This is a genomic window from Mesorhizobium sp. B2-3-15, assembly GCF_006442875.1.
GTDB lineage: Bacteria > Pseudomonadota > Alphaproteobacteria > Rhizobiales > Rhizobiaceae > Mesorhizobium > Mesorhizobium australicum.
Genome location: NZ_VFVO01000005.1, coordinates 151,128 through 174,203 on the forward strand (window position 1 = coordinate 151,128; position 23,076 = coordinate 174,203).

General features: G+C 63.7%; 14 protein-coding genes. 10 read left to right on the plus strand and 4 right to left on the minus strand.

From position 1 onward, the window contains the following. Nucleotides 1–3 precede the first annotated feature (3 nt). The 8 genes from FJ954_RS12410 (at nucleotide 4) to FJ954_RS12450 (ending at nucleotide 12,611) form a co-directional block, all read left to right on the plus strand. Entirely contained in the window at nucleotides 4–1,332 is a 1,329-nt protein-coding gene (locus tag FJ954_RS12410) for an FMN-binding glutamate synthase family protein (protein WP_015318914.1), read from the plus strand. Nucleotides 1,333–1,392: 60 nt separating this feature from the next. Next, nucleotides 1,393–2,700, plus strand: a complete 1,308-nt coding sequence (gene glnT / locus FJ954_RS12415; protein ID WP_015318915.1) for a type III glutamate--ammonia ligase — start codon at nucleotides 1,393–1,395, stop codon at nucleotides 2,698–2,700. A gap of 92 nt (nucleotides 2,701–2,792) precedes the next feature. Continuing rightward, nucleotides 2,793–4,046, plus strand: coding sequence for a sarcosine oxidase subunit beta family protein (locus FJ954_RS12420; protein ID WP_140661475.1), 1,254 nt, complete (start codon nucleotides 2,793–2,795; stop codon nucleotides 4,044–4,046). 15 nt (nucleotides 4,047–4,061) lie between these two features. Next, nucleotides 4,062–4,337: a sarcosine oxidase subunit delta gene (locus FJ954_RS12425; RefSeq protein ID WP_140617375.1), complete on the plus strand. Its 276-nt coding sequence runs from the start codon at nucleotides 4,062–4,064 to the stop codon at nucleotides 4,335–4,337. 241 nt (nucleotides 4,338–4,578) lie between these two features. After that, nucleotides 4,579–7,557, plus strand: a complete 2,979-nt coding sequence (locus tag FJ954_RS12435) for a sarcosine oxidase subunit alpha (protein WP_181177805.1) — start codon at nucleotides 4,579–4,581, stop codon at nucleotides 7,555–7,557. Continuing rightward, the gene (locus tag FJ954_RS12440; RefSeq protein ID WP_140661639.1) at nucleotides 7,550–8,173 is read left to right on the plus strand and encodes a sarcosine oxidase subunit gamma; all 624 of its coding nucleotides are present in this window, start codon (nucleotides 7,550–7,552) and stop codon (nucleotides 8,171–8,173) included. Before FJ954_RS12435 ends, FJ954_RS12440 begins: the two co-directional genes overlap by 8 nt. A 105-nt stretch (nucleotides 8,174–8,278) precedes the next feature. Continuing rightward, the gene (locus tag FJ954_RS12445; RefSeq protein WP_140661478.1) at nucleotides 8,279–10,648 is read left to right on the plus strand and encodes an aminomethyltransferase family protein; all 2,370 of its coding nucleotides are present in this window, start codon (nucleotides 8,279–8,281) and stop codon (nucleotides 10,646–10,648) included. Nucleotides 10,649–10,901: 253 nt separating this feature from the next. After that, nucleotides 10,902–12,611 (plus strand): APC family permease, encoded by a 1,710-nt coding sequence (locus FJ954_RS12450; protein ID WP_015318922.1) that lies wholly within the window; start codon nucleotides 10,902–10,904, stop codon nucleotides 12,609–12,611. A 69-nt stretch (nucleotides 12,612–12,680) separates the two neighbouring features. Here FJ954_RS12450 and FJ954_RS12455 read toward each other — a convergent pair whose 3' ends face one another. The 4 genes from FJ954_RS12455 to FJ954_RS12470 form a co-directional block, all read right to left on the minus strand. Next, nucleotides 12,681–15,827 (minus strand): efflux RND transporter permease subunit, encoded by a 3,147-nt coding sequence (locus FJ954_RS12455; RefSeq protein WP_140661479.1) that lies wholly within the window; start codon nucleotides 15,825–15,827, stop codon nucleotides 12,681–12,683. Nucleotides 15,828–16,080: 253 nt separating this feature from the next. Next, on the minus strand, nucleotides 16,081–17,223 hold the full coding sequence (locus FJ954_RS12460; protein WP_140617379.1) for an efflux RND transporter periplasmic adaptor subunit: 1,143 nt from the start codon (nucleotides 17,221–17,223) through the stop codon (nucleotides 16,081–16,083). A 54-nt stretch (nucleotides 17,224–17,277) separates the two neighbouring features. Then, nucleotides 17,278–17,883, minus strand: a complete 606-nt coding sequence (locus tag FJ954_RS12465; protein WP_015318925.1) for a TetR family transcriptional regulator — start codon at nucleotides 17,881–17,883, stop codon at nucleotides 17,278–17,280. 186 nt (nucleotides 17,884–18,069) lie between these two features. Next, entirely contained in the window at nucleotides 18,070–19,710 is a 1,641-nt protein-coding gene (locus FJ954_RS12470) for an acyl-CoA synthetase (RefSeq protein ID WP_140661480.1), read from the minus strand. A 203-nt stretch (nucleotides 19,711–19,913) separates the two neighbouring features. On the opposite strand from FJ954_RS12470, the gene FJ954_RS12475 reads away from it, so the two are divergent. Together FJ954_RS12475 and FJ954_RS12480 are read left to right on the plus strand one after the other, a co-directional pair. Then, nucleotides 19,914–20,879: a sugar-binding transcriptional regulator gene (locus FJ954_RS12475; RefSeq protein WP_140661481.1), complete on the plus strand. Its 966-nt coding sequence runs from the start codon at nucleotides 19,914–19,916 to the stop codon at nucleotides 20,877–20,879. Between the two features lie 86 nt (nucleotides 20,880–20,965). Then, a complete protein-coding gene (locus tag FJ954_RS12480) occupies nucleotides 20,966–23,020 on the plus strand; it encodes a bifunctional aldolase/short-chain dehydrogenase (protein ID WP_140661482.1) in 2,055 nt (684 codons plus the stop codon). Nucleotides 23,021–23,076: the final 56 nt, after the last annotated feature.

The window sequence follows — 23,076 nt, forward strand, 5'->3', positions numbered from 1 at the left end:
AGCATGACCTATCGCAACCCGCCGACGACGCCGCGCAAATCCGCGACCTTCGACGACTACACGCTCTCCGAAATCCGCCGCGCCGCGGCGACCGGCATCTACGATATCAGAGGTGCCGGCGCCAAGCGCAAGCTGCCGCATTTCGATGACCTTCTGTTCCTCGGCGCCTCGATCTCGCGCTATCCGCTGGAAGGCTACCGCGAGCGCTGCGACACATCCGTGGTGCTCGGTTCGCGCCACGCCAAGAAGCCTATCGAACTGAAGATCCCGATCACCATTGCCGGCATGAGCTTCGGCTCGCTGTCCGGTCCCGCCAAGGAAGCGCTCGGGCGCGGCGCGACGCTGTCGGGCACCTCGACCACGACCGGCGATGGCGGCATGACAGAGGAAGAGCGCGGCCATTCCAAGCAACTGGTCTATCAGTATCTGCCCTCGCGCTACGGCATGAACCTGCGCGACCTGCGCCGCGCCGATGCGATCGAAGTGGTCGTCGGCCAGGGCGCCAAGCCCGGCGGCGGCGGCATGCTGCTCGGCCAGAAGATTTCGGATCGTGTCGCCGAAATGCGCACGCTGCCCAAAGGCATCGACCAGCGCTCGGCCTCGCGCCACCCCGACTGGACGGGCCCGGACGATCTCGAGATCAAGATACTCGAACTGCGCGAAATCACCGATTGGGAAAAACCGATCTACGTCAAGGTCGGCGGCGCCCGGCCCTACTACGATACAGCGCTTGCGGTGAAGGCCGGCGCCGATGTCGTCGTGGTCGATGGCATGCAGGGCGGAACGGCTGCAACGCAGGAAGTGTTTATCGAGAATGTCGGCCAGCCGACGCTCGCCTGCATCAGGCCGGCGGTGCAGGCGCTGCAGGATCTCGGCATGCACCGCAAGGTTCAGCTCATCGTCTCAGGCGGCATCCGCAACGGCGCCGATGTGGCCAAGGCGCTGGCGCTCGGCGTCGACGCCGTGTCGATCGGCACCGCGGCACTCGTGGCGCTCGGTGACAACGATCCCCGCTGGGAGGCGGAGTACAACGAACTCGGCACCACATCGGGCGCCTATGACGACTGGCATGAGGGCAAGGATCCTGCCGGCATCACCACGCAGGACCCCGAACTGATGAAGCGGGTCGACCCCGTGGCCGCCGGGCGCCGGTTGGCGAACTATTTGAAGGTGATGACGCTGGAGGCGCAGACCATCGCCCGCGCCTGCGGCAAGAACAGCCTGCACAATCTCGAACCCGAGGACCTCGTCGCATTGACGATCGAGGCTGCCGCCATGGCCGGCGTGCCGCTGGCCGGCACCAACTGGATACCGGGGAAGAACGGCTTCTGATCAAAGGGCCGAAGGCCATATGCTCTAGGGCCAACAATCGATAAGAAATGGGGAACTTCAGTGACAGTTGATCTTGCAGAGTTCGCAAGGGCGAAAAACGTCAAATATTTCATGATTTCCTACACTGACCTGTTCAGTGGCCAGCGTGCCAAGCTGGTACCGGCGCAAGCCATTGCCGACATGCAGAAGGACGGTGCCGGCTTTGCCGGGTTCGCCACCTGGCTCGACCTCACGCCGGCGCATCCCGACATGCTGGCGGTGCCGGATCCAGACTCGGTCATCCAGTTGCCATGGAAACCGGAAGTCGCCTGGGTCGCCGCCAACTGCATCATGGACGACAAGGACGTCGACCAGGCGCCGCGCAACACACTGAAGCGGCTGATCGCCGAGGCAGCCGCCGACGGCATGCACGTCAAGACCGGCGTCGAGGCCGAGTTCTTCCTGATCTCGCCGGACGGCAAGACGATCTCCGATGAATACGACACGGCATCGAAGCCTTGCTACGACCAGCAAGCGGTGATGCGCCGTTACGATGTCATCGCCGAGATCTGCGACCACATGCTGGCGCTCGGCTGGGGCGCTTACCAGAACGACCACGAGGACGCTAACGGCCAATTCGAGATGAACTGGGCGTTCGACGATGCGCTGCCGACCGCGGACAAGCATTCCTTCTTCAAGTTCATGGTCAAGTCGATCGCGGAAAAGCATGGGCTGCGCGCCACTTTCATGCCCAAACCGTTCCAGGGCCTGACCGGCAATGGCTGCCATGCCCACATCTCTGTCTGGGACAAATCGGGCAAGACCAATGTCTTCGCCGACAATTCGATGGAGCTCGGTCTTTCCGCCAAAGGCAAGAACTTCCTTGGCGGCATCATGAAGCACGCTTCGGCGCTCGCCGCGATCACCAACCCGACGGTCAATTCCTACAAGCGCATCAACGCGCCGCGCACCATTTCGGGCGCGACCTGGGCGCCGAACACGGTGACCTGGACCGGCAACAACCGCACCCACATGGTGCGCGTGCCCGGCCCCGGCCGCTTCGAATTGCGCCTGCCCGATGGCGCTGCCAACCCCTATCTCCTGCAGGCGGTCATCATCGCCGCCGGCCTCGACGGCATCCGCTCGAAGGCCGATCCGGGCAAGCGCTACGATATCGACATGTACCAGCATGGCCACACGGTGAAGGGCGCGCCTAAGCTGCCGCTCAACCTGCTCGATGCGTTGCGCGAGTTCGACAAGGACAAATCGCTCAAGGCGGCGCTGGGTGAGGAATTCTCGTCGGCATATCTAAAGCTGAAGCACCAGGAATGGAATTCCTATGCTTCGCACTTCACGCAATGGGAGCGCGACCACACGCTGGACATCTAGAGCATCAGACCGAAAAAGTGTGACACGGTTTTCGGCAAAGGCGATGCGTCAAGGAAGTTCCTGTGTGGGGCGGGCGACCTCGGAATGAACGTATGAAATACTCGATCTTCTCGCTCGCCCGCGCCGCTCTTTCCGGCCACAAAAACTGGCAACGCACCTGGCGCGACGCCGCGCCGAAGGACCGCTACGACGTGGTGATCATCGGCGGCGGCGGCCATGGGCTGGCCACCGCCTGGTTCCTGGCCAGCGAATTCGGCATCAAAAATGTCGCGGTGCTGGAAAAGGGCTGGATCGGTTCCGGCAATGCCGGCCGCAACACCACCATCATCCGCTCCAACTACGGCCTGCCCGGCAATACCGGCTTCTACGAATTGTCGATGAAGCTTTGGGAACGGATGGAGCAGGACCTCAACTACAACGCGATGGTCAGCCAGCGCGGCGTCATCAACCTCTACCATTCCGACGCGCAGCGCGACGCCTATGCACGGCGCGGCAACACCATGCGCATCAACGGCATCGACGCCGAACTGCTCGACCTGGCGGCGGTCAAGAAGATGATCCCGTTCCTGAACTTCGACAATGCGCGCTTTCCCGTGCAGGGCGGGCTGCTACAGCGACGCGGCGGCACGGCGCGGCACGACGCGGTGGTCTGGGGCTACGCCCACGCTGCCAGCGAACTCGGCGTCGACATCATCCAGAATTGCGAAGTCACGGGCTTTGTCAGGGACGCCAACGGCAAGGTGACTGGCGTCGAGACCTCGCGCGGCAGGATCGACGCCGGCAAGGTCGGCATGGCGGTAGCCGGGTCCTCATCGCGCGTCGCGGCGATGGCTGGCCTGCGGCTGCCGATCGAAAGCCATGTGCTGCAGGCCTTCGTCTCGGAGGCGATCAAGCCGCTCATTCCCGGCGTCATGACGTTTGGCGCCGGCCATTTCTATGTCAGCCAGTCCGACAAGGGCGGGCTGGTCTTCGGCGGCGACATCGACGGTTACAATTCCTATGCCCAGCGCGGCAACATGCCTGTCATGGAAGATGTCTGCGAGGGCGGCATGGCGCTGATGCCGATGATAGGCCGCGTCCGCCTGCTGCGCCAATGGGGCGGCATCATGGATATGTCGATGGACGGCTCGCCGATCATCGACAAGACACCGGTCGACGGGCTCTACCTCAATGCCGGCTGGTGTTATGGCGGCTTCAAGGCGACACCCGGCTCAGGCTTCGTCTTCGCCCATCTGCTTGCTCGCGATGAATCGCACGCCGAGGCCGCCCGCTTCCGGCTCGACCGGTTCCGGTCTGGTGCTGTCATCGACGAAAAGGGCCAGGGCGCCCAACCGAACCTGCACTGAGGACAGTCGAAAAACATGCGTATTGTCTGTCCCTTCTGTGGTGAACGCGAGCTCGGCGAGTTCACCTATCTCGGCGACGCCAAGCCGGTGCGGCCGGCGCCTGGAGCGTCGGAAGATGAGGTCTACGATTACGTCTATCTGCGCGACAACATCGCCGGCGTGATGGATGAGAACTGGTATCATGGCGGCGGCTGCCGGGCCTGGCTGAAGGTCACCCGCAACACGCTGACGCACGAGATTTCGGCTGTGGAACCGGCGGCGGGTGCCGGGGCGAGGCAGGTTGCGAAATGAATATTTCCTGCCAACTCGGCGCCGCCCCTCACCTGCCTGCCGGCATCCTCTCCCCGTATAGGGACGGGGACAGGGGTGCTGCCGTCCCCGGTTTCGCCGATCGCCAGCGCTGCAAGAAGGAAGCCAACTTAGCGGCCAGCCCCCTTCTCCCCGTCACTATACGGGGAGAAGTGCCCGGCAGGGCGATGAGGGGCAGTGCTGCCCTCCGCCATGACATCGAATCGACGAGAGGCTGGACATCGTGACCTCTCAACCCCATCGTCTCACATCCGGCGGTCTCGTCGACCGTTCGGCGCCGCTGAATTTCAGATTCGACGGCAAGAGCTTCTCCGGTTTCAAAGGCGACACGCTTGCCTCGGCACTGGTTGCCAACGGCGTCAAGCTGGTTGGCCGCTCGTTCAAGTACCATCGCCCGCGCGGCATCCTGACCGCGGGATCGGAAGAACCTAACGCGCTGGTGGAGCTGCGCAGCGGTGCACGGCGCGAGCCGAACACCAAGGCGACGACAGCGGAGCTCTATGAAGGGCTCGACGCCGCCAGCCAGAACCGCTGGCCGTCGCTCGCCTTCGACGTGATGTCGGTCAACCAGCTGTTCGCGCCGATCTTCGTCGCCGGCTTCTACTACAAGACCTTCATGTGGCCGGCGAAGTTCTGGGAAGCGATCTATGAGCCGGCGATTCGCCGCGCCGCGGGTCTCGGCCGTGCAGCCGGCATTGCCGATCCGGATCATTACGACAAGGCGTGGGCGCATTGCGACGTGCTGATCGCCGGGTCCGGCCCGACGGGCCTCGCAGCCGCCCTCGCAGCAGGCCGCAGCGGCGCCCGCGTCATCCTGTGTGAAGAGGACTTTGTTCCCGGCGGGCGCCTGCTTGCCGATGGCGGCATGATCGACGGCATGCCTGCCGACGAATGGATCGCGCGCACGCTCAGTGAGCTTGCCGCCATGCCTGATGTCCGCATCATGACGCGCACGACGCTGTTCGGCGTCTATGATGGCGGCACCTATGGCGCGATCGAGCGTGTCAGCGACCATCTGCCCTCGCCGCCGGAGCACCAGGTGCGCCAGCGGCTATGGCGGATCGTGGCCAAGCGCTGCGTCGTCGCGGCAGGCGCGCTCGAACGGCCAATCGTCTTTGCCGGCAATGACACGCCGGGCGTGATGATGGCGTCCGCCATGCGCAGCTATATCGCACGTTATGCCGCGGCACCGGCCAGACGCATCGCGCTGTTCACCAACAACGAGGACGGCTGGCGCACCGTCGAGGCAGCGCTCGGGGCGGGACTGCAGGTCGCCGCCGTGATCGACGCGCGCGCCGAAATCTCTTCCGAGCACCGCTCGCTTGCCAGCAAGGGCGGCTTTGCGGTTCTGCATGGCTCCGTCAGCGGCATCGATGGCGGCAAGAATGGTGTGCGCAAGATTTCCGTCTCACTCACCGGCGGCGCGCGTGCCGAAGTGGAAGCCGATGGGCTTGCCGTTTCCGGCGGCTGGAACCCGGCGGTCGGGCTCACCTCCTATCATCGCGGCCGGCCGAAATGGCGCGACGATATCGCCGCCTTCGTGCCCGACGGCGCGCCTCCGGGAATGGTCGCGGCTGGTGCCGCCAACGGCGCCTTCGGGCTTGGCGCCTGCTTGCGAGAAGGATTTGCGGCGGGCGCGGCTGCGGCACGTGATGCCGGACACGGCAATGGCTCAGGCTCCACGCCGGTGGCCGACGACGAAGCCTTTTCACTGGCGCCGCTTTGGCACGTTGCCGGCAAGGGCAAGGCTTTCGTCGACCAGCAGCATGATGTCACCGCATCGGATATCGAGCTGGCACAGCGCGAAGGGTTCGAATCGGTCGAGCACCTGAAGCGCTACACCACGCTCGGCATGGCGACCGACCAGGGCAAGACCTCGAACGTCGCCGGCCTCGCCATCATGGCGGCGGTCACAGGCAAATCCATTCCCGAGACCGGCACGACAATCTACCGGCCTCCCTATGTGCCGGTCGCCATCGGCGCCTTCGCCGGCCATCATCGCGACGAGAATTTTCACGCCACGCGGCTGACGCCGTCGCATCATTGGGCCGCCGAACAGGGCGCGATCTTCGTCGACACCGGCCTATGGAAGCGCGCGCAATGGTATCCGCGCGCCGGCGAGAAGGATTGGCTGGAATCGGTGACCCGCGAGGTCAAGGCGGTGCGCTCAGGCGTCGGCTTCTGCGATGTCTCGACGCTGGGCAAGATCGACGTGCATGGCGCGGACGCCGGCGCCTTCCTCGACCGCGTCTACATCAACACCTTCTCCACTCTTGCGGTGGGAAAAGCGCGCTACGGGCTGATGCTGCGCGAGGACGGCATCGTCTATGATGACGGCACCACGTCGCGGCTGGCCGAGGACCACTATTTCCTCACCACCACCACGGCCAAGGCCGGGCTGGTGATGCAGCATCTCGAATTCTGCCGGCAGGTGCTGTTTCCGGAACTCGATGTGCAGTTAACCTCGGTCTCCGACCAGTGGGCGCAATTTTCCATTGCCGGACCCAAAACCCGCGACCTGTTGAAAGAGATCGTCGATCCCTCGGAAGACCTTTCCAACGAAGGGTTCCCCTTCATGGGCGCGCGCGAAGTCGCGTTGCGCGGCGGCGTCAAGGCGCGACTGTTTCGCATCTCGTTCTCGGGCGAAATGGCGTTCGAGATTTCGGTGCCGGCGCGCTACGGCGAGGCGATGGCGCGCAATCTGATGATTGCGGGCAAGCCGTTCGGCGTGACGCCTTACGGCACCGAGGCACTCGGCGTCATGCGCATCGAAAAGGGTCACGTCGCGGGTCCGGAACTCAGCGGCACGACCACCGCGGCCGATCTCGGCCTCGGCAAGATGATGTCGACCAAGAAGGATTTCATCGGCCGCGTCATGGCCGGACGCGAGGCGCTGGTCGCAGCGGATCGGCAGGTCGTCGTCGGCATCAAGCCGACCGACAAGGCCCGGCGCCTGCGTTCCGGCGCGCACATCATTCCGAAGGGGCAGACACCCGGGCCCGACAACGACCAGGGCTACGTCACCTCGGTCTGCTTCTCGCCGACATCAGACCAATGGATCGGGCTTGCACTTGTCGAGCGCGGCCGCGAGCGGTTCGGCGAGATCGTGCATGCGCACGATCCGCTACGCGGTGAGGATTACGATTTGGAACTGTGCAACCCTGTCTTCTATGACCCGGATGGAGGGCGCCAGCGTGGCTGAGTTTTCCTGGGAAACCCGCAGCCCTCTCCACCGCGCACTCGTCGCCGGTCCACACGGCGCGCGAGGCGACGCCGGCGTGACCCTGAGCGAGATCCGCAATTTCGACCTTGTCCAGGTGATGGCGCGGCGCGGCAAGACGGCCGAGATGGCGAGCGCCGCGAACGCGCATTTCGGCGTGACGGCGCCGGAAACACCGAAGACGGCCGCAGCAGCCGAAGCCACGCTCATCTGGTCGGGACCGGATCAGTTCTTCGTGCTGTCGAAAGGCGGACACACGGTGGAGTCGCTGGCCCCGGTTTTCGCGACCTCGGCTTCGCTCTCGGACCAGTCACATGCGCGGGTGTTGATCAGCATTTCCGGCACCAAGGCGCGCGCCCTGCTCGCCAAACTGTCGTCGATCGATCTGTATCCGGCGGCGTTCCCGGTCGGAGCCGCGGCAACCACCTCGATGGATCACACCAGCGTCACGCTGTGGCGCGGCAATGATGCGCCGGACGGACAGGCTGTTTTCACCGTTCTGGTGTTTTCGACCTTCGCCGAAAGCCTGTGGCACACGATGCTGGACTCGGCTGCCGAGTATGGTGTCGAGATCGGGCATTCGGAGGACTTGGCGTAGCACTGCGCTTCTTCCCCGCCTTGCCAAACTCCGCTCCGCTGCTATTCTTGCTGCTAAAATATTTTCACACACAGGCAAACTTGTTTCTCGAACCGCAAGGCTGAGATGAGCCAGTCGCCCTACCCCACCGTGACAGCCGGACCGCCCAGGCCAAGCCTGATCCTGCGGCCCGGCCAGATCGCGCTGCCGGCCGGCATGGAGCGCTATACCGTACAGGGGAATGGCGCGGTGCTGATCGAGGTCGAGGCCGGCGATACGATCACGGTTCGCAACGTCGAGGGAGGCCAGGCCTGCGAGTTGCTGGCCTGGGACAGGTCAGGCGCCAGCGATCCCGGCATTCTCGGTGAAAAATCCAACAGCAATGCCGCCGGCATCAAGGCGCTGCTCACCGAGGGCGACGACAGTCTTTCGGCGGTGCGCCGCGGCCTCGAACGCCGCCAGGTTCAGCTTGGGCAGGCCGAGGCGGTGCGCGTGTTTGGCGGCACCACACCAGCCGGTACCGAGCAGGCATTCACAGTCGCGCGCGACGGCGCGATGCTGATCGCCGCACCCGGCGGTCCGATGCTGGTCGACGGGCACGACACAGCGACGCCGCTCAGCGTCGTCGTGCGGCGCAACACGATCCGCCTGAAAACGAAATCCCGGCTTGCCGATCCATTGGCCGATCCGGTGCTCGATTTGCGCGTTCATTCGGCGACGGCGGAATCGTATTTCGTCAAGGCGGGCGACTATCTGCAGATCATCGATGTCGACGGGCGCCAGTGCACCGACTTCCAGTGTTTCTCGGCCCGCAAGCTGGACAAGGGGCTCGACCATCCGCTCGACGTCACGACGACGCGCACGCTGATGGGCGCAAGCTATCCGATGCCCGGCCTGCATTCGAAATATTACGACCAGGACATGGAACCGCTGGTTGAGGTGGTGCAGGACACATGCGGCCGGCATGATGCCTTCGCGCTCGCCTGCGCGGCGAAATATTATGACGACATCGGCTATCCCGGCCACAACAACTGCTCGGAGAACTTTAATCGCGCGCTGGACGGCAAGGGCGTCAATCCCCGCACCGGCTGGATGGCGATCAACTTCTTCTTCAACACGGCGATCGACGCCCATGGCGTCATGGTGTCGGACGAGCCATGGTCGCGGGCCGGCGACTATGTTCTGCTCAGAGCGCTGACCGACATCGTCTGCGTCTCCTCGGCCTGCCCCGACGACACGACGCCGGCCAATGGCTGGGACCTGACCGACATCCACGTGCGGACCTATTCCGGCCAGCACAAATTCTCGCGAGCGATCGCCAGACGCATGACGCCTGATTCGGAACCGAAAATGACCCGCGAGACAGCTTTCCATTCGAGCTTTGCCAAACACACACGCGACTTCGTCGAGTACAGGGGCTATTGGCTGGCCAATTCGTTCGCCAGGGAAGGCGCCATCGCCGAATATTGGGCCTGCCGGCAGGATGCCGTGATCATGGACCTGTCGCCGCTGCGCAAGTTCGAAGTGACCGGCCCGGATGCCGAAGCGCTGCTGCAATATACGCTGACGCGTGACGTCAAGAAGCTCGGCGTCGGCCAGGTCGTCTACTCCGCCATGTGTTACGAACATGGCGGCATGATCGACGACGGCACGCTTCTGCGGCTCGGCAAGGACAATTTCCGCTGGATTGGCGGCGACGATCTGTCCGGCGAATGGCTGCGCGAGACGGCAACAAAGCTCGGCCTCAACGCGCTGGTGCGCTCGTCCACCGACCAGATGCACAACATCGCGGTGCAAGGGCCAAAGAGCCGCGACATCCTGAAGGAGGTGATGTGGACCTCGCCGCTGCAGCCATCGATCGAGGAACTCGAATGGTTCCGCTTCGCCGTCGCCAAGATCGGCGGTGGCAACGGCATCCCCGTCCTCGTTTCACGCACCGGCTATACCGGCGAACTCGGCTACGAGATTTGGTGCCATCCGCGCGACGCGCAAAAGGTCTTCGACGCGATCTGGGAGGCCGGCCAGCCGCATGGGCTGAAGCCGATGGGCCTGCAGGCGCTCGACATGGTGCGCATCGAGGCCGGACTGATCTTCGCCGGTTACGAATTTTCCGACCAGACCGATCCGTTCGAGGCTGGTATCGGCTTCACCGTGCCGCTGAAGAGCAAGACCGACGATTTCATCGGCCGCGAGGCGCTGATCCGGCGCAAGGATCATCCGCAGACAAAGCTGGTCGGCCTCGACATCGACAGCAATGTCGCCGTCGGCCACGGCGACTGCGTCCATGTCGGGCGCGCCCAGATCGGCGTCGTCACGTCGGGCATGCGCTCGCCGGTGCTGAGCAAGAACATCGCGCTGGCGCGGCTCGACGTCGCTCATGCCGCTGTCGGCACGGAGGTCGAGATCGGCAAGCTCGACGGCCACGCCAAGCGGCTGCCGGCTCGGGTCGTGGCCTTTGCCCACTACGATCCGCAAAAGACCAAACCACGTTCCTGACCTGCCCTTTTGGGACTCGCAAAGCGCCCGCCGGCCGCACCGCCGGACGCTTTGATGTTCGCGCGCGCAAGCGTGATGTGCATGGTTTCACAAATCGCTTGACGTGACGGCGCGCCGGATCAATCTTCACTCCTAAGAAAAAAATACGACTGAGTGGAAACACTGCGGCCGGAACGATCATTTGCCGGGGAGTAAGTTTCGCGTAGCCGAGGCATCACTGGCGGGGAACATCGAAAAAGGGGAACTCATCCACATGAGCACAATAAGTACGGTCCTGGACCAGCCTGCCGAAAGCAAGCTGCTCAGGCATATCGACTGGCGCGGCGCCTTCTGGGTGGCGAGTGGCGTTCCGGCGCTGGTCCTGTTCTCGATCGGCGGCATTGCCGGCACGACGGGAAAGCTGGCGTTCCTGATCTGGACGGTGTCCATGATCATGGGCTTCCTGCAATCCTTCACCTATGCCGAGATCGCCGGCCTGTTCCCGAACAAGTCCGGCGGTGCCTCGATCTACGGCGCCACGGCCTGGCTGCGCTACTCCAAGTTCATCGCGCCGCTGTCGGTGTGGTGCAACTGGTTCGCCTGGTCGCCGGTGCTGTCGCTCGGCTGCTCGATCGCCGCCGCCTATATCCTCAATGCACTGGCGCCGGTGCCGCTGTTCACCGAGGCCTCGCCCGATGTCGTCGCCTACATCGCCGCGCACGCCGGAACGGCGCCTGCCGACGCCATCACCGCGGTGACCGCCGCCGCGACGCCGGCGATCCGCAACTGGACGCTGTGGAGCCACACGCTAGGCCCGGTGTCCTTCACGCTCAATGCCACCTTCTTCATCGGCGCGGTGCTGATGCTGATCATCTTCTCGATCCAGCATCGCGGCATCCTGGGCACTGCCAGCGTGCAGAAATATATCGGACTGCTGGTCATTATCCCGATGCTGATCGTCGGCGTGGTGCCGATCTTCACCGGCCAGATCGACTGGTCGAACTTTTCGCCTCTGGTGCCGCTCGCCGCCGCCTATGCACCTGAGCCCGGCTCCTGGAACATCGCCGGCTGGACATTGGCGCTCGGCGGCATGTTCATCGCCGCATGGTCGACCTACGGGTTCGAAACCGCCGTCTGCTACACGTCGGAGTTCAAGAACCCAGGTACCGATACGTTCAAGGCCATCTTCTATTCCGGCCTGCTCTGCATGCTTTTGTTCATCCTGGTGCCCTTCACCTTCCAGGGCGTGCTGGGCTTGAACGGCATGCTGGCAACACCGATCGTCGACGGCTCCGGCGTGGCCGATGCGCTGGCCGGCATGGTCGGCGGCGGCAGGCTTATCCACAGCCTCCTGGTGATGCTGATGATCCTGGCGCTGGTGCTGTGCATCATGACGGCGATGGCCGGCTCGTCGCGCACGCTCTACCAGGGCTCGGTCGACGGCTGGCTGCCCCGTTATCTCAGCCACGTCAACGAGCACGGCGCGCCGACGCGGGCCATGTGGACCGATCTCTGCTTCAATCTGGTCGTGCTGGCGATCGCCTCGGCCGACGCGACGAGCTTCTTCTTCATCCTCGCCGTGTCGAACTGCGGCTACATCATCTTCAATTTCCTCAACCTCAATGCCGGCTGGATCCACCGCATCGACAACGGCCATATCGCACGGCCGTGGAAAGCACCGAGCTGGCTCTTGGGGATCGGGGCGATCTTCGCCTACGTCAACGCGATCTTCATGGGCGCAGGAGCCAAGGTGTGGAACCCGATGGCGCTGTGGGCCGGACTGATCACGGCGGCGCTGATCATCCCGGTGTTCTGCTTCCGCCACTACATCCAGGACAAGGGCAAATTCCCCGACCACATGCTGGCCGATCTCGGCATGGCGGGAGCCGACCTTTCGGTCAAGAAGGCGGGCATGCTGCCCTATCTGACGCTGGTCGCCGGCGTGGCGGTCATGCTCATCGCGAATTGGGTGTTCGTCATCTGATGGTCTGACTGCGGCCTAAACCATTGCATCAAGGAAAACCGGCCGGTCGCAAATCGACCGGCCGGTTTTTTATTCCGCCGCCAACGGCAGTTGCGGCCGTTCGATGCCTTCGATCTCCCCTGGCTCCGGCGCCTGCTGGTCGGTCTTCGCCTTCTTCGGCTCGCGGCCGAAGAAGAGCGCATAGCCCGCGGGCAGCACCAGGATGGTGAGCACGGTGGCGACCAGAATGCCGCCCATCATGGCATAGGCGAGCGGTCCCCAGAACACGCCGCGCGAGATCGGGATCAGTGCCAGCACCGCCGTCATCGCCGTCAGCACGATCGGCCTGAAGCGGCGCACGGCCGAGCCGACGATCGCTTCGGAACGGTCCATGCCCTTGGCAATGTCCTGGTCGATCTGGTCGACCAGGATGATCGAGTTGCGCATGATGATGCCGAGCAGGGCGATGACACCGAGGATGGCGACGAAGCCGAACGGTGCACCGCTGATCAGCAGAGCCGCGGCCGCGCCGATGATGCCGAGCGGGCCGGTGGCCAGCACCAGCATCGCCTTGCCGAAGTTCTGCAGCTGGATCATCAGGAGCACGACGATGATGGCCAGCATGATCGGCGCCTTGGCGGCGATCGAAGCCTGGCTTTCGGCCGAATCCTCCGCACCGCCCTGGATCTCGATCTTGTAGCCGGGCGCCAGACCGTCACGCAGGCCCTGCATGTCCTTGTACATCTTGGTGACGACGTCGTTGGACTGCACGCCGTCTGGCAAGGTGGCGCGCACGCTGATCGTCGGCAGGCGGTCGCGGCGCCACTCGATGCCTTGCTCCAGCACAGGCACCACCTTGGCCACCTGCGACAGCGGCACGAAGCCGCCGAAATCGGTCGGTATATAGACCGAGTCCACCGACGACAGCAGGCTGCGGCTGGCATCCGGCTCGCGGGCGACGATCGACACCGTCTCCTCGCCGTCGCGGAAATCGTCGAGCGGCGCGCCGGACATCGTCGCCTGCAGCATCTGGCGGATGCGCTGCGAGGTGACGCCGAGCGCACGGGCGCGATCCTGATCGATGACCAGCTTCATCGCCGGAACGGGCTCCAGCCAGTCGTCATGGACGGCGCCGAGCAGGGGATCCTCCCGGAACTTCGCCTTCACCTGGTCGGCGATGCGGCGCACCTCCTGGCGGTCCGGACCCATGACGCGCATCTGCACGGGCCAGCCGGTCGGCGGTCCGAGGAACAGGCGGTCGACCTTGGCGCGGATCGAGGGGAAGTCTTCGGCCAGAACCGTACGCAGCTTGACGATCAGCCGCTCGCGCGCCGGCTCGTCATTGGCCATGACCAGCATCTGGGCGAAGTTCGGGTTGCGCAGTTGCTGGTCGAGCGGCAGGAAGAAGCGCGGGGCGCCCTCGCCGATATAAGTGGCGATGAAACGCTTGTCCTTGTCGTCCATCATCTTGGCTTCCAGGGCCTTGGCCTGCGCCTCGACCTCCTTGATGCTGGTGCCTTCCGGCAGCCAGAGGTCGACGAGAATTTCGGGCCGCGACGATTGCGGGAAGAAATTCTGCGGGATGAACTGGAACGCCCAAAGGCTGGTGCCGAAAGTCGCCAGCGTCATCACCAAAACGATGATGCGATGGCGCACGGCCCAGCTGACCGTGGCACGCAGCCGACGATAGAAGCCTGTGTCGAAGGCGTCGTGATGGCTGCCGGCATGCTTGCGCTGCTTGAGGATCATATAGCCGAGCCAGGGCGTGAAATAGACCGCCACGAACCACGACACGATCAGCGCGATGCCCACGACATAGAACAAGGTGCGCACATATTCGCCAGCCGTCGAAGCAGCGAACCCGACCGGTATGAAGCCGGCGGTGGTGATCAGTGTGCCGGTCAACATCGGGAAGGCGGTCGAGGAATAGGCGAAGCTCGCCGCCTCGATCTTGACCAGCCCCTCTTCGAGCTTGCGCTCCATCATCTCGACGACGATCATGGCATCATCGACAAGCAGGCCGAGCGCGATGATCAGCGCGCCCAGCGAAATGCGCTGCAGGTCGATGCCGATCTCGTACATGATGGCGAAGGTGGCGGCGAGCACCAGCGGTATGGCGATGGCGATGACCAGCCCCGAGCGCCAGCCGATCGACAGGAACGAGACGACGAGCACGATCAGCAGCGCTTCGCCAAGCGCATGCATGAATTCGCTGACGGCATCCGTGACGACGCCCGGCTGGTCGGAAATCTGGTCGACCGAAACGCCATAGGGCAGCGCCTCCTCGAAGCGCTTGTAGGTCGCCTCGACATCCTTGCCGACATCGGTGACTTTAAAACCCTTGGCCATGACCACGCCAAGCTGCACGCTGTCGTGGCCATTGAAGCGGTATTTGCGCTGGAAGGGGTCCTCCAGGCCCGAAGTGACGGTGGCGATGTCGCCCAGCCGGGTAACCTGGCCGCCGGCGCGCAGGCGCAGTTCGCGGATGTCGGCCGCCTTGGCGACGTCGCCTTCGACCGAGATGCGCACCGAATTGACGCCGGTGTCGACGGAACCCGCGGGGTCGACGTTGTTCTGGCCCTTGATCGCGTTCTGCAGGTCGGTCAGCGTCAGGCCGCGTTCGGCCAGCGCCTTGGACGAGACATCGATATAGAGCTTTTCCGGCTGGTCGCCGATGATGACGGCCTTTTCGACGCCGGGCGTCGTCAAAAGCATATCGCGCGCCTGGATGGCGAACTTCTTCAATTCGGGAAAGGAGAAGCCGTCGCCGCTGATCGAATGCAGGGTGATAAACGTGTCGCCGAACTCGTCGTTGAAATACGGGCCGAGCAGGCCTTGCGGCAGGTCGCCCTGGATATCGCCGACTTTCTTGCGCACCTGATAGAAAGCATCCGTCACTTCGGCGGCGGTGGTGTCGCCCTTGATCTGGACGGTAATGATGGCGCTGCCGGCGTGGGTGAAGGAACGCACGAAATCGAGATGCGGCGTCTCCTGCAATTTGCGCTCGATCTTGTTGACGACCTGGTCCTCCATCTCCTGGATTGAGGAGCCCGGCCAGATCGCCTGCACGACCATGACGCGGAAGGTGAAGTCGGGATCCTCCTTCTGGCCCATGCGCATCAAGCCGAGCGCGCCGGCTATGATGATCAGCCCGAACAGGAAGCGCGCAATGGAGGGATGGCCGATGGCCCAACGGGACAGGTTGAAGGGACGCTTTTCTTCAGTGGGGGTCGTCATCGGAAGTGGTCCACTTTGCTTGGTTGCCGGCGCTTGGTGCTTCGAAAAAGGGGCTTCGAGGAAGCGCGCGCGGAACGAAATCATCTGCGTTCGATACTGGCTTCCGGGCGGCGTTGCTCTTCAAGCGGAGAGACACTCATCGCGGTGGGACGCGAGGGTCGATGCGGGGGTACATCGGCCTTGACGTCTCGACCTTCGGGCACGCCGCCCGGAAACCTGCGGCCGCGGGAACGCGCGGCCGACCTGTCTGTCGTCAGCGCAACTGGCTGGCTTCGTCGCCCTCGGCCGAGGCGGACTGCTGTGCGGTGCCGCCGGGGAGTTTCACCTTCAGGTTCTCGGTCATGAACTGCGTACCGGCGGCGACCACGACGTCGCCCGGTTTCAATCCCTCCGCGACACGCACGCCGTCGGGGGCGAACTCGGCGACCTTGACCGAACGGGCATGCACGGTGTCGGCGCCACGATCGACCGTCCAGACGATCGACTGGCTGTCTTTCTCGGCGAGTGCACTGAGCGGGATGGACACGAGCTGCTTTTCGTTGGCCGCCGACGCCTCGATATTGGCGGTCATGCCGAGCAGCACGCGCGGGTCGTTGGGCAGGCTGACGCGGACGGCAAAGGTGCGCGACTGCGGATCGGCGCTGCCGGCGACCTCACGGACCTTGCCGTCAAGCTTCAGCCCATCGTCCGACCAGAAGCCCGCCTTGACGTCCTTGCCCGGCTTGAACTCGGCGATCTCCATTTCCGGAACCGCGATCAGCACTTCCTTTTCACCGTCGACCGCGACGGTGACCACGGGCGTGCCCGAGCCGACCACCTGGCCGACATCGGCGTTTACCGCCGTGACGATGCCGTCCCTGTCGGCCTTGAGGTCGGTATAGCCGACCTGGTTCCTGGCCTGGGCAAGCGTAGAGCGGGCGGAGTCGCGCGTGGCGATTGCCTGGTCATAGGTCAGTGTCGCCTGTTCGAGCTGCGATTTCGGCGCGAAGTTCTTGGCGAAAAGCTGTTCGGCGCGCTTACGGGCGAGTTCGACCGTCTCGACCTGCCGTTCAGAGGCATCGAGTGCCGCCTGCGCGCTCTTGACCGACAGGTCATAGTCGGAGGGATCGATGCGGGCGAGCACGTCGCCAGGCGCCACGTGCTGGCCGATGTCGACGAGACGCTCGGTGATCTTGCCATTGACCCGGAAACCCAGCGTGCTCTCGGTGCGGGCGCGCACCGATCCGGAATAGGACAGCGTGCGGGTGTCATGCGCCTGGGCGATCTCGACGACCTTGACCGGACGGATGATGTCCTTCACCTCGGCTTTTTCCTGCGAGCAGCCGGCAAGCCCAAGCGATGCGACGATCAGGCCGGCAGCTGGGAGCTTGCGAAGGATGGAACTGGGCAAAAACATTTCGGTACTCCCGACTGGAGACGGACTGTCGACACCGGCACCGGCTGGCGACGGCTATTTCAAGGCTCTGATGGCGTAATCGATGAGGTCGTCGGGCATTGCCCGATTGGTCTTGGCGAGGCACTGCGCCACCATCTGCGGATGGCACAGGATGACGGTGGCGGCACCGAAGCAACGCGATGCGGTCACCGGGTCCTGCTTCCTGAACTCGCCAGCCTCGATGCCCTCGCCGATCACCTCGGCGAAGAGATCGTGAATGCTGTCGACATGCTTGTCGATCACGCCCCAGTCCCGCTCGAGCGCGACGATGACCATCTCGTGAACCTTCTGGTCGTCGAGCATGACCTCCATCGTCAGCTTGTATTGTGCATGCACATAACGACGCAGCCGCTCCTCGGCGCTGATCGGCAGGTGCATGATCTCGTAAGCCATCTTGTAGCTGGCGCCGAGCATCCGGCCACATACGGCCTGGTGGATCTCGACCTTGGAGGCAAAGAAACGATAGATGTTGGCCGGTGACATGCCGAGTTCGCGGGCGATGTCGGCGACATTGGTCTTGCCGTAGCCATAGTGCCGGAACAGGCGCTCGGCGCAATCGAGTATGCGCGTTACATTTTCCTGTCGGGCGACGTCGGCGACGATGTTGGCGGCTTCGGACATAGCTCTCTGTCAAATAACGAGTGACGAATTTCGATTTTCATCACTCGTAAATCTAAATGAGCGAGGTGTCAACGCGGATTCGGTGTACGCGTACGATAGGTGACAATTGGTGACATCCAGTAGACGTCACAAGGCGGCCTCAGGATGCGGACCATTGAAAATATTCTCTCGAAAATCCCCGGGGCTTCAGGCGACCTTGGCCATTTCCCGCAGCCGGAACTTCTGGATCTTGCCGGTCGAGGTCTTCGGTATCTCGGCAAAGATCACCGCTTTCGGCACTTTGAAGCGGGCGAGCAGCGTCCGGCAGTGCTCGATGATCTCGGCCTCGCTCGCCTCCTTGCCCGGCTTCAGTTCCACATAGGCGACAGGCACCTCGCCCCATTTGTCGTCATGGCGCGCCACGACGCCGCAGGAGGCGACGGCGGGATGCTTGTAGAGCGCTTCCTCGACCTCGATCGAGGAAATGTTCTCGCCACCGGAGATGATGATGTCCTTGGAGCGGTCCTTGAGCTGGATATAGCCATCCGGGTGCATGACGCCGAGATCGCCAGAGTGGAACCAGCCGCCGCCGAAAGCCTCGTCAGTCGCCCTGCGGTTCTTCAGGTAGCCCTTCATGACGATGTTGCCACGAAACATCACCTCGCCGATGGTCTCGCCGTCGGCGGGCGTCTCGGCCATGGTCTCGGGGTCCATTACCGTCAGGCCTTCGAGTGCGGCATAGCGCACGCCCTGCCGTGCCTTCTTGCCCGCCCTCGCCCCTTTGTCGAGTGCGTCCCAGCCATTATGCCATTCGTTGACGACAGCGGGACCATAGGTCTCTGTCAGGCCGTAGAGATGGGTGACGGCAAAGCCGGCATCGGCCATGCCCGACAGCACGGCTTCGGGCGGCGGGGCGGCCGCCGTGTTGAAGGTGACGTTTTGCGCAAACGCGCGCTTGTCCTCGTCCTTGGCGTTGATCAGCACCGACATGACCACCGGCGCCCCGCACAGATGGGTGACGCCATGATCGGCGATAGCGTCATAAATGGGCTTCGGCCGCACCCAGCGCAGGCAGACATGCGTGCCGGCCTGGACGGCGAGCGTCCAGGGAAAACACCAGCCATTGCAGTGGAACATCGGCAAGGTCCAGAGATAGACCGCGTGCTTGGCCATGCCGGCATGGATGGTGTTGGTGTAGGCCATCAGCGCAGCACCTCGGTGATGGTAGACGACGCCCTTGGGATTGCCTGTCGTGCCCGAAGTATAATTGAGCGAGATGGCGTCCCATTCGTCGTCCGGCATCGACCAGGCGAACGCCTCGTCGCCATTGGCGACAAAGGCTTCATAGTCCACCGTGCCGACCCTCTCGCCTTTCGGATAGGGCGCGTCGGTGGCGTATTCGGGATCGTCGTAGTCGATGACCAGCGGTTTGACCACGGCCAGACCGAGCGCTTCCCGCACCACGCCGGAAAACTCGCGATCGACGATCAGCACCTTGGTCTCGGCATGGTCGAGCTGGAAGGCGATGACGGCGGCGTCGAGACGCGTGTTGAGCGAGTGCAGCACCGCCTTGGTCATCGGCACGCCGAAATGCGCTTCCAGCATCGGCGGCGTGTTCGACAGCATGACCGTCACCGTGTCGCCCTTGCCGATGCCATGCTTGTGCAGGGCCGAGGCGAGCTTCAACGAACGGCGCCAGAAATCGCGGTAGCTGATGCGCTGGCTGCCATGGATGACGGCGACATGGTCGGGATAGGTTCTTGCAGCGCGCTCCAGATAGGTGAGCGGCGTCAGCGGCTGGTGATTGGCCGCGTTCCTGTCGAGATCCTGTTCGTAGGGATTGGCCATCCCATTCTCCCCAAAGTCTTTTCGAGCTTTCTAACCTTACGCTCGTCGTCACGCTATCCCCCTGAAGGGCTGAGAATGCTATCCTGCACCGACTTGCTAGAATGGGGATTTCGATTGTGCCGCGCCGGCAGGAGATCTCTTCCCGTCTATTCCAAATTTGACTTTTGTCGAGAGCCGTGACTAATGTCAGCCAAGGAGGCGGCATGGCGATCCGACCGGCAGAACAGCTCATCCACAAGGCGGCCTGGCTTTACTATGCCCATGGGCTTCGCCAGGACGAAGTGGCCAATCAACTCAACATTTCGCGCGCCTCCGTCGCTATGTATCTGCGCAAGGCGCGCGAGACAGGCATCGTCAACATCTCGACCTCGACGCAGCTCTTCACGGACGACGTCATGGCGCGTAGGCTGGAAGACGCCCTGAAGCTCGACGCCGTCTGGATCGCGCCTGAGAACGCGTATCTCGCCGACCCCTCGACCGATATCGCGGTGCTGGCGGCAAGCGTTTTCCTGGAACTCGTCGGGAAAGGCGACCGCATCGGCGTCGCCTGGGGCCGCACCATCTACACCATCGCCGACATCATGTCCTATGCCGACCTGCAGGACGTCACCGTGGTGCAGCTCTGCGGCAATCTCGGCGCACCCTATTCCTACCGGCCCGATCAATGCACTATGGAAATCGCGCGCCGGCTCAATGCCAAGGGCCTCAATTTCTACGCGCCCCTGGTGCTGTCGACCGAGGAACTGGCGCAAGGCCTGCGCGCCGAACCTGTGATCCGCGACCAGCTTGCCGGGATCAGCGACTGCGATCTTGCGCTCTACTCCATCGGCGCGGTCGATGCCGACAGCCATCTGGTGAAGTGCGGCGCGCTGACGGCAGCCGAGATGGCGGCGCTGCGCAGGGAAGGTGCCGCGGGTGTCATTGCCGGGCAGATCATCGATGCCCGTGGCGAGTTGCTCGACTGCAGCTACAACCGGCGGGTCATCTCGGCGGGGCTTGCTTCACTGCGCGTCATCGGTAAGCGGCTGATGGTCGTGCAGGAAGACAGCAAGTTCGAGCCGCTGCTCGCCGCGATCGCCGGCGGCCTCTGCACGCATCTAGTGGTCGGCGCGCATATGGCGCAGCGGCTGCTCGATCATGCCGGAACGTCAGCAGAAAAGGCGTCCTGAAAACCAATCCTTTGCCGACGCATTTGTCATCAAGGCGTCGCGGCATTCCTGTTCACCATCAAAGACAGCAACTGGACGAAGCGAACATGAAGAATCTGTGGAACGACGACGTGGCCGAACAACTCGTTGCCGACTATGCGAAGAAGGGCGTCGGCCGCGATCTGGCGTTGCGTGTCTACACGACGCGGCTTCTGGGCGGAGTGCCGCAACTGGTCCTGCATGGCGGCGGCAACACCTCCTGCAAGATCAAGGCAACCGATCTCGTCGGCGACGAATGGGACGTGCTGTGCGTCAAGGGCAGCGGCTGGGACATGGCCGTCATCGAGCCGCAGGGCCTGCCGGCGGTCAAGATGGGCGCCCTGCTCAAGGCGCGCAAGCTGGACAGGCTTTCCGACGAGGACATGGTCGCGTTGCAGCGGGCCAACCTGATCGACCCCGCCTCGCCCAACCCTTCGGTCGAGACCCTGCTGCATGCCTTCCTGCCGCACAAGTTCGTCGACCACACCCACTCGACCGCCATCCTGGCCATCGTCGACCAGGAAGACAGCAAGCCGCTGGTGGCAAAGGTGTTCGGAGCAAAAATGGGCTATGTGCCCTACATCATGCCGGGCTTCGATCTCGCCAAGGCGGCGGCCGATGTCTTCGACGCCGACCCGACGGTAGAAGGCCTGATCCTCGACAAGCACGGCATCTTCACTTTCGGCGACGATGCCAGGCAGGCCTATGACCGGATGATCCACTATGTGAACGTCGCCGAGGATTATGTGGCCGAGCATGCCAAACCGAAGACTGCGAAGATAGCGCTGCCGGCAAGGCTAGCGTCACCGGCGGCGATCGCGCCCATGCTGCGCGGCGCTGTAGCGGCGCCACGCGGCGAAGGCCGCTTCGACCGCATGATCTCTGACTTCCGCACCTCGGACGCGATTGTCGATTTCATCAATTCCGCAGAGATCGCCGACTATGCCGGACGTGGCGTGTCGACGCCGGATCTGTCGATCCGGATCAAGACCGGACCGTTGGCCGTGCCAGCGCCCGATGCCGACAAGATCGGCGACTACAAGGCCGTAATCCGGAACCACGTCGACGCTTTCGCCAAGGATTACCGCGCCTATTTCGAGACCAATGACGCGCTCGACGACGTCAAGCGCACCATGCTCGATCCGATGCCCCGGCTGACGCTGGTGCCGGGGCTCGGCATGTTCGGCCATGGCCGCACGCTGAAGGATGCCAGGATCGCCTCGGACGTTGGCGAGATGTGGATCGAGGCCGTGCGCGGCGCCGAGGCCGTCGGGCGTTTCCACCCGCTATCCAAGGCCGACCTGTTCCCGCTCGAATACTGGTCGCTGGAACAGGCCAAGCTCGCCTCCAACAAGCCGAAGCCGCTGACCGGCCAAGTGGTGCTGATCACCGGCGGTGCCGGTGCGATTGGTGCGGCGACCGCAAAACTGTTCGCCGACAATGGCGCTCATGCCGTCGTCGTCGATCTCGACGCCGAAAAGGCCGCCGATGCCGCCAGGAAAGCCGGCAACAATTCGATTGGCGTCGGCGCCGACATCACCGACCCGGACCAGATGCGTGCCGCCTTCGACAAGGCGGTCGCCGTCTTCGGCGGCATCGACATATTGGTGTCCAATGCGGGCGCTGCCTGGGAAGGCCGCATCGGCGAGCTCGACGATACGCTGCTGCGCAAGAGCTTCGAGCTCAATTTCTTCGCTCACCAGTCGGCGGCGCAGAACGCCGTGCGCATCATGCTGGAACAAGGTACAGGTGGGGCGCTGTTGTTCAACACCTCCAAGCAGGCGGTCAATCCGGGTCCGAAATTCGGCGCCTATGGCGTGCCGAAAGCGGCGACGCTGTTCCTGTCAAGGCAATACGCGCTCGACTACGGCGCCCATGGCATCCGTTCCAACGCCGTCAACGCCGACCGCATCCGCTCCGGGCTTTTGACCGACGCCATGATCGCCAGCCGCTCGGGCGCACGCGGCGTGTCGGAGAAGGAATACATGTCCGGCAATCTGCTCGGCCAGGAAGTGACCGCGCAGGACGTGGCGCAGGCCTTCCTGCACCATGCCCTGGCCGACCGGACGACCGCCGATGTGACGACGGTCGACGGTGGCAACATCGCGGCGGCGCTGAGGTAGGCTTGCTGCCGAATGGTCGCAGCAACCTGCTTGCAAGAGTTGCGCACCGTAGCTAC

Bases quoted from the DNA above. Each gene is read 5' to 3' on its own strand.
- FJ954_RS12410 (WP_015318914.1), top strand. From the start codon at position 4: ATGACCTATCGCAACCCGCCGACGACGCCGCGCAAATCCGCGACCTTC.
- FJ954_RS12420 (WP_140661475.1), top strand. From the start codon at position 2,793: ATGAAATACTCGATCTTCTCGCTCGCCCGCGCCGCTCTTTCCGGCCAC.
- FJ954_RS12425 (WP_140617375.1), top strand. From the start codon at position 4,062: ATGCGTATTGTCTGTCCCTTCTGTGGTGAACGCGAGCTCGGCGAGTTC.
- FJ954_RS12445 (WP_140661478.1), top strand. From the start codon at position 8,279: ATGAGCCAGTCGCCCTACCCCACCGTGACAGCCGGACCGCCCAGGCCA.
- FJ954_RS12450 (WP_015318922.1), top strand. From the start codon at position 10,902: ATGAGCACAATAAGTACGGTCCTGGACCAGCCTGCCGAAAGCAAGCTG.
- FJ954_RS12455 (WP_140661479.1), bottom strand. From the start codon at position 15,827: ATGACGACCCCCACTGAAGAAAAGCGTCCCTTCAACCTGTCCCGTTGG.
- FJ954_RS12460 (WP_140617379.1), bottom strand. From the start codon at position 17,223: ATGTTTTTGCCCAGTTCCATCCTTCGCAAGCTCCCAGCTGCCGGCCTG.
- FJ954_RS12465 (WP_015318925.1), bottom strand. From the start codon at position 17,883: ATGTCCGAAGCCGCCAACATCGTCGCCGACGTCGCCCGACAGGAAAAT.
- FJ954_RS12470 (WP_140661480.1), bottom strand. From the start codon at position 19,710: ATGGCCAATCCCTACGAACAGGATCTCGACAGGAACGCGGCCAATCAC.
- FJ954_RS12475 (WP_140661481.1), top strand. From the start codon at position 19,914: ATGGCGATCCGACCGGCAGAACAGCTCATCCACAAGGCGGCCTGGCTT.
- FJ954_RS12480 (WP_140661482.1), top strand. From the start codon at position 20,966: ATGAAGAATCTGTGGAACGACGACGTGGCCGAACAACTCGTTGCCGAC.